2 rRNA genes are annotated in these 3,253 nt (G+C 50.4%); both read right to left on the reverse strand.

What is annotated here, in order from left to right:
• Positions 1 to 29: 29 nt before the first annotated feature.
• Positions 30 to 145: ribosomal RNA gene (rrf, locus tag EH243_RS18405) — 5S ribosomal RNA — on the reverse strand.
• A 162-nt stretch (positions 146 to 307) separates the two neighbouring features.
• Positions 308 to 3,200 (reverse strand): 23S ribosomal RNA (locus EH243_RS18410).
• Between the last annotated feature and the right edge of the window lie 53 nt (positions 3,201 to 3,253).

Here is a 3,253-nt window from a genome sequence, read left to right on the forward strand (position 1 = left end):
CTAATGATCGGGGCTGTCTCTTATTTGAAGCTTGGCGATGACCTACTCTCGCATGGGGAATCCCCACACTACCATTGGCGCTAAGACGTTTCACTTCCGAGTTCGGTAAGGGATCGGGTGGTTCCATCTCGCTATGGTCGCCAAGCAAAACTGGTTGCTCTAACGATTGAACTAAGCGGTTTGCTTGTTCAAGCGTCATTAGAATCCTGTAACGGTGGTGCTTCGAGATGAGCTGTACAAGCTCTAATCCGTGTGACTTTTCAGTCGTATCTTTCTTTATCAGCTTCCCAAACGCTTTTGGCGTTATATGGTCAAGCCTCACGAGCAATTAGTACTGGTTAGCTCAACGCCTCACAACGCTTACACACCCAGCCTATCAACGTCCTGGTCTTGAACGGCTCTTCAGGGGGCTCAAGGCCCCAGTGAGATCTCATCTTGAAGGGGGCTTCCCGCTTAGATGCTTTCAGCGGTTATCCTGTCCGAACGTAGCTACCGGGCAATGCCATTGGCATGACAACCCGAACACCAGAGGTTCGTTCACTCCGGTCCTCTCGTACTAGGAGCAACTCTTCTCAAATCTCAAACGTCCACGGCAGATAGGGACCGAACTGTCTCACGACGTTCTAAACCCAGCTCGCGTACCACTTTAAATGGCGAACAGCCATACCCTTGGGACCGGCTTCAGCCCCAGGATGTGATGAGCCGACATCGAGGTGCCAAACACCGCCGTCGATGTGAACTCTTGGGCGGTATCAGCCTGTTATCCCCGGAGTACCTTTTATCCGTTGAGCGATGGCCCTTCCATACAGAACCACCGGATCACTAAGACCTACTTTCGTACCTGCTCGACGTGTCTGTCTCGCAGTCAAGCGCGCTTATGCCTTTATACTCGATGCATGATTTCCGACCATGCTGAGCGCACCTTCGTACTCCTCCGTTACTCTTTAGGAGGAGACCGCCCCAGTCAAACTACCCACCACACAATGTCCTCGATCCCGATAAGGGACCTGAGTTAGAACCTCAATAGTACCAGGCTGGTATTTCAAGATTGGCTCCATCTGAACTGGCGTCCAGATTTCAAAGCCTCCCAGCTATCCTACACAAGTAATATCAAAGTCCACTGCGAAGCTATAGTAAAGGTTCACGGGGTCTTTCCGTCTAGCCGCGGATATACGGCATCTTAACCGCAATTTCAATTTCACTGAGTCTCGGGTGGAGACAGTGTGGCCATCGTTACGCCATTCGTGCAGGTCGGAACTTACCCGACAAGGAATTTCGCTACCTTAGGACCGTTATAGTTACGGCCGCCGTTTACTTGGGCTTCGATCAAGAGCTTCGCCGAAGCTAACCCCATCAATTAACCTTCAAGCACCGGGCAGGCGTCACACCCTATACGTCCACTTTCGTGTTTGCAGAGTGCTGTGTTTTTAATAAACAGTCGCAGCCACCTAGTATCTTCGACCGACGTAAGCTTAAGGAGCAAGTCCTATCACCCACATCGGCGTACCTTCTCCCGAAGTTACGGTACCATTTTGCCTAGTTCCTTCACCCGAGTTCTCTCAAGCGCCTTGGTATTCTCTACCTGACCACCTGTGTCGGTTTGGGGTACGATTTCTTGTTATCTGAAGCTTAGAAGTTTTTCCTGGAAGCATGGCATCAACCACTTCACCCAAAAGAGGGTTCGTCATCAATTCTCAGTCTTAAAAGGACCCGGATTTTCCTAAGTCCTAAACCTACAACCTTAAACACGGACAACCAACGCCGTGCTGGCCTAGCCTTCTCCGTCACTCCATCGCAATAACAAAAAGTACAGGAATATTAACCTGTTTCCCATCGACTACGCTCTTCAGCCTCGCCTTAGGGGTCGACTCACCCTACCCTGATTAGCATTGGATAGGAACCCTTGGTCTTCCGGCGGGGGAGTTTTTCACTCCCCTTATCGTTACTCATGTCAGCATTCGCACTTCTGATACCTCCAGGATGCCTTACAGCTTTCCCTTCAACGGCTTACAGAACGCTCCTCTACCATGCCACAAGTGGCATCCGTAGCTTCGGTGTATGGTTTGAGCCCCGTTATATCTTCCGCGCAGGCCGACTCGACTAGTGAGCTATTACGCTTTCTTTAAAGGGTGGCTGCTTCTAAGCCAACCTCCTAGCTGTCTAAGCCTTCCCACATCGTTTCCCACTTAACCATAACTTTGGGACCTTAGCTGACGGTCTGGGTTGTTTCCCTTTTCACGACGGACGTTAGCACCCGCCGTGTGTCTCCCGTGATTGCACTCATTGGTATTCGGAGTTTGCATCGGGTTGGTAAGTCGGGATGACCCCCTAGCCGAAACAGTGCTCTACCCCCAATGGTGAGACACGAGGCGCTACCTAAATAGCTTTCGAGGAGAACCAGCTATCTCCGAGCTTGATTAGCCTTTCACTCCGATCCACAGGTCATCCGCTAACTTTTCAACGGTAGTCGGTTCGGTCCTCCAGTTGATGTTACTCAACCTTCAACCTGCCCATGGATAGATCGCTCGGTTTCGGGTCTAATCCTAGCAACTGCACGCCCTATTAAGACTCGGTTTCCCTACGGCTCCCCTAAACGGTTAACCTTGCTACTAAAATTAAGTCGCTGACCCATTATACAAAAGGTACGCAGTCACGGTCTCAAGGACCGCTCCCACTGCTTGTACGTACACGGTTTCAGGTTCTATTTCACTCCCCTCACAGGGGTTCTTTTCGCCTTTCCCTCACGGTACTGGTTCACTATCGGTCAGTCAGGAGTATTTAGCCTTGGAGGATGGTCCCCCCATATTCAGACAGGATATCACGTGTCCCGTCCTACTCGATTTCACCTTAAAAATGTTTTCGCATACGGGGCTATCACCCACTATGGCCATACTTTCCAGTATGTTTTGCTAACATTAAAAAGGCTTAAGGGCTGTTCCCCGTTCGCTCGCCGCTACTAGGGGAATCTCGGTTGATTTCTTTTCCTCCGGGTACTTAGATGTTTCAGTTCCCCGGGTTCGCTTCTCAAGAGCTATGTATTCACTCAAGAGATACCCAGCTTATACTGGGTGGGTTTCCCCATTCGGAAATGTCCGGGTCAAAGTCTGTTTACCGACTCACCGAACCTTATCGCAGGTTACCACGTCCTTCATCGCCTCTGACTGCCAAGGCATCCACCGTGCACGCTTAGTCACTTGACCATATAACCCAAAAGGGTCTGTCAAAGTCACTGATAAAACTTCTTTGTCATCTT

The sequence above is a fragment of the Amphritea opalescens genome (assembly GCF_003957515.1).
Taxonomy (GTDB): domain Bacteria; phylum Pseudomonadota; class Gammaproteobacteria; order Pseudomonadales; family Balneatricaceae; genus Amphritea; species Amphritea opalescens.